Below are 2,637 nucleotides of genomic sequence, written 5' to 3'. Positions count from 1 at the left end.
GCGGCGTTGGCTGGCTCCTCTCCTCCAACCACCACTGCAAGGGCCGGAACAACGCCGCGGACAGGCTGGGCGGCGGGCGTGGGCGGGCGGTTACGGGAGGAGCGCGGCAGGAGCGGCTCGTGACGGCTGCCGGCGGCGGCGTGCGGCCGCCGCGGAGTCGCGCGGCTGACGGTCCGCCGTCGCGGCGCGGCCCGGGGGCTGACCGCTCGCCACCCTGCCCGGCCGCAGGGACTGGCGGGCCGCCATTTCCGCCCCGCCCAGGGGGCTGTCGGCCCGTCACCGCCGCCCCGCCATGAGGACTGACGGTCCGCCCCTCCCTCCAGCCCCAGCAACCGCCCCGCTCGCCGAGCGGTCGGCGCGGTCAGCGCACCGGCAGGTGGTACGCGAGGCGGTAGCGGTCGGCCGGGACGACGACGTCGGCCGTCTCGACGGCGCGGCCCGAGGCGTAGTACGTGCGCTCCACGACCATGACCACGTGCCCCGGCACCCCGCCGAGGGCGAGGAGCTCCTCCGCGAGGCCGGGCCGGGCCCCCACCTCCTCCACCACGTTGTCCACGACCACGTCGATGGCCGCCATGCGCTCGACGACGCCGCAGCCGCCCAGAGGGCCCTCCTCGGGCAGCATGACGGGCGTCCGGCCGGTGACGGCGAGGGGCTCCCAGGAGGTGGAGACCATCATGGGCTCGCCCCCGTCCCGGTACACGTACCGCGTGCGCATCACCCGCTCCCCCGGCTCGATGCCGAGCCGCTCGGCCACCTCGACGCTCGCCGGCTCCTGCTCGCTGCTCGACTCCCAGGTGCCGCGGACCCCTTCGGCGGCCTGCTCCTGGCGGAAGGGGCTGGCGCCGGAGGCGGGACGGTAGCCGGAGCGGGCGATCCGCCGGGGCACGGGACGCTCGCGCACATAGGTCCCCGAGCCCGACCGCCCTTCCACGAGCCCCTCGGCCATGAGCACCTTGCGGGCTTCCAGCGCGACGGTGTCCGACACCCCGTACTCCTCGCGGATGCGTGCCTGCGAGGGGAGGCGGGTATGCGGCGGAAGCGAGCCGTTGGCGATCTTCTCCCGTAGATCGCTCGCCACGCGCAGGTAGGCGGGCTGCTCACCGAACGTCACTGGACACTCCCCTCAGGTTGACTGACAGCTACAGCGTGACAACCGACGGTCGCGATCCGCAAGCATGGGCCAGAGTTTCACTCGAAGTGATGACAATCTCGGCCGCCCGCGGCCACTCGGGAAGATCTCGTCCGGACCCCTCGACCCCTCTCAGGCCTGGGTGCCCTCACCCGCCGGCGGTGCGCCCGTCAGGCCGAGCGCGGTCCGCGCGTCGGCGCCCAGGTCCTCGGGAAGGGCCTCCCAGGCGGCGTCGTACGCCTCCCAGTAGGCGTCCGCGTCGGTCGCCGTGGCCAGCTCGCCCCAGTGCTTCGAGGCCGTGTCGAGCTCCTTGCCGAGCGCCGCGAGCGCGGCCTTCGACGTGTCGGGCCAGTCGTGGTCCCGCAGGCCCGCGCGGGCCGAGTCGATCGCGGCCAGCAGCTCACCGGCCCACTTCCGGTTGGCCTCGAAGTCCTCGTCCGGGTCGTCCTCCGGCTCCTCGTAGCTGAGCCTCTCGATCGGGTTGAGGCTCAGCAGGAAGTGCTCCTGATCGGGGGACAGACTGGTCGAGTCGGAGCGCAGGGAGCCGCTGAACGGCGTCTTCTCGGTGGCGAGCACGCAGGTCACCATCCGGTCGCCGCGGCGCCAACTCTGGCCGGTGGGCTGGTAGGAGGAGGTCCAGACGTCCCGGGGGATCTTCCAGGTGTCCAGCGCGTAGGAGGAGCTGATCGCCTCGCAGCGCGTCTCGGCGATCCGGTCGATCGGGCCGTCGCCGGGCCACTTGTCGAAGCCGGTCACCTTGAAGTCCCCGGTGACCTCGCCGTCGTGCGGGCGGGCGCAGTCGACGACCTTCACGTCCGTCGCGTACTTCTCCCCCTTGTTGCCGTCGATGAAGCACTGCCCCGTACGCAGCGAGTACGCCCCCTCGGAGCGGGCGGCCTCGTCCATGCCCTTCTGGAAGCCCTTCCACGCCGAGCTGAAGCCGCCGCTCGCGAGGCCGACGACGAGCAGCAGGGAGCTGGCGGCGGAGAGCGCGATGCCGGCGATCGCGAGTCCCCTGCCCGTCTGCTCCTTCTTCCTGATCTGCGGGAGGGCGACGAGGCCGAGGACCAGACCGAGGGGCGGGAGGCAGCAGACGATGCCGGAGACGAGGGAGGCGATGGCGAGTCCGTTGGTGGAGCGCCGCGGCGGCCGGCCGTACGGGGCGGCCCCCGGTGCTCCGGGCGGCCCGCCGTAGGGGCCGGCCGCGTACGGCATTCCCGGGGAGGTGTACGGGCCGGGGGCGGGCCATCCCCCGGGCTGCGGGCCACCCGCGGGAGGCGGGGTCGGCGGGGTCGGCTGGCTCGGCTCCACGGGTACGTGCTCCTGTTGCGGGCGGGCGATGCGAACAAACGCTCGGGCGCGCATCGTACGCGGCGGAGTGGAGGGGCGGACGGGCGGGGGACGCCGAGGTCTCCGTGATCGCACTCGGCGCGCTCGGGACGGGGTACGCGATGCTGCTGCAGTACGGCGTCGTCGCGGAGGTCGGCCCGACGACGGCCTCGATG

General features: G+C 73.9%; 2 protein-coding genes and 1 pseudogene. 1 reads left to right on the top strand and 2 read right to left on the bottom strand.

The genetic code is table 11. The features are described from left to right. Nucleotides 1–361 precede the first annotated feature (361 nt). Nucleotides 362–1,114: a GntR family transcriptional regulator gene (locus ABZ318_RS39425; RefSeq protein ID WP_356907225.1), complete on the bottom strand. Its 753-nt coding sequence runs from the start codon at nucleotides 1,112–1,114 to the stop codon at nucleotides 362–364. A gap of 150 nt (nucleotides 1,115–1,264) precedes the next feature. Beyond that, complete coding sequence (locus ABZ318_RS39420; protein WP_356907224.1) at nucleotides 1,265–2,443, bottom strand: DUF4190 domain-containing protein; 1,179 nt, start codon at nucleotides 2,441–2,443, stop codon at nucleotides 1,265–1,267. Nucleotides 2,444–2,544: 101 nt separating this feature from the next. Here ABZ318_RS39420 and ABZ318_RS39415 point away from each other — a divergent pair. Beyond that, nucleotides 2,545–2,637: pseudogene (locus tag ABZ318_RS39415) on the top strand (EamA/RhaT family transporter); the annotation flags it as partial.

The sequence above is a fragment of the Streptomyces sp. NPDC006197 genome (genome assembly GCF_040613865.1).
Lineage (GTDB): Bacteria > Actinomycetota > Actinomycetes > Streptomycetales > Streptomycetaceae > Streptomyces.
The sequence above is the reverse complement of the archived record's forward strand: the minus strand, read 5'-3'. Positions and strand labels throughout refer to the sequence as shown.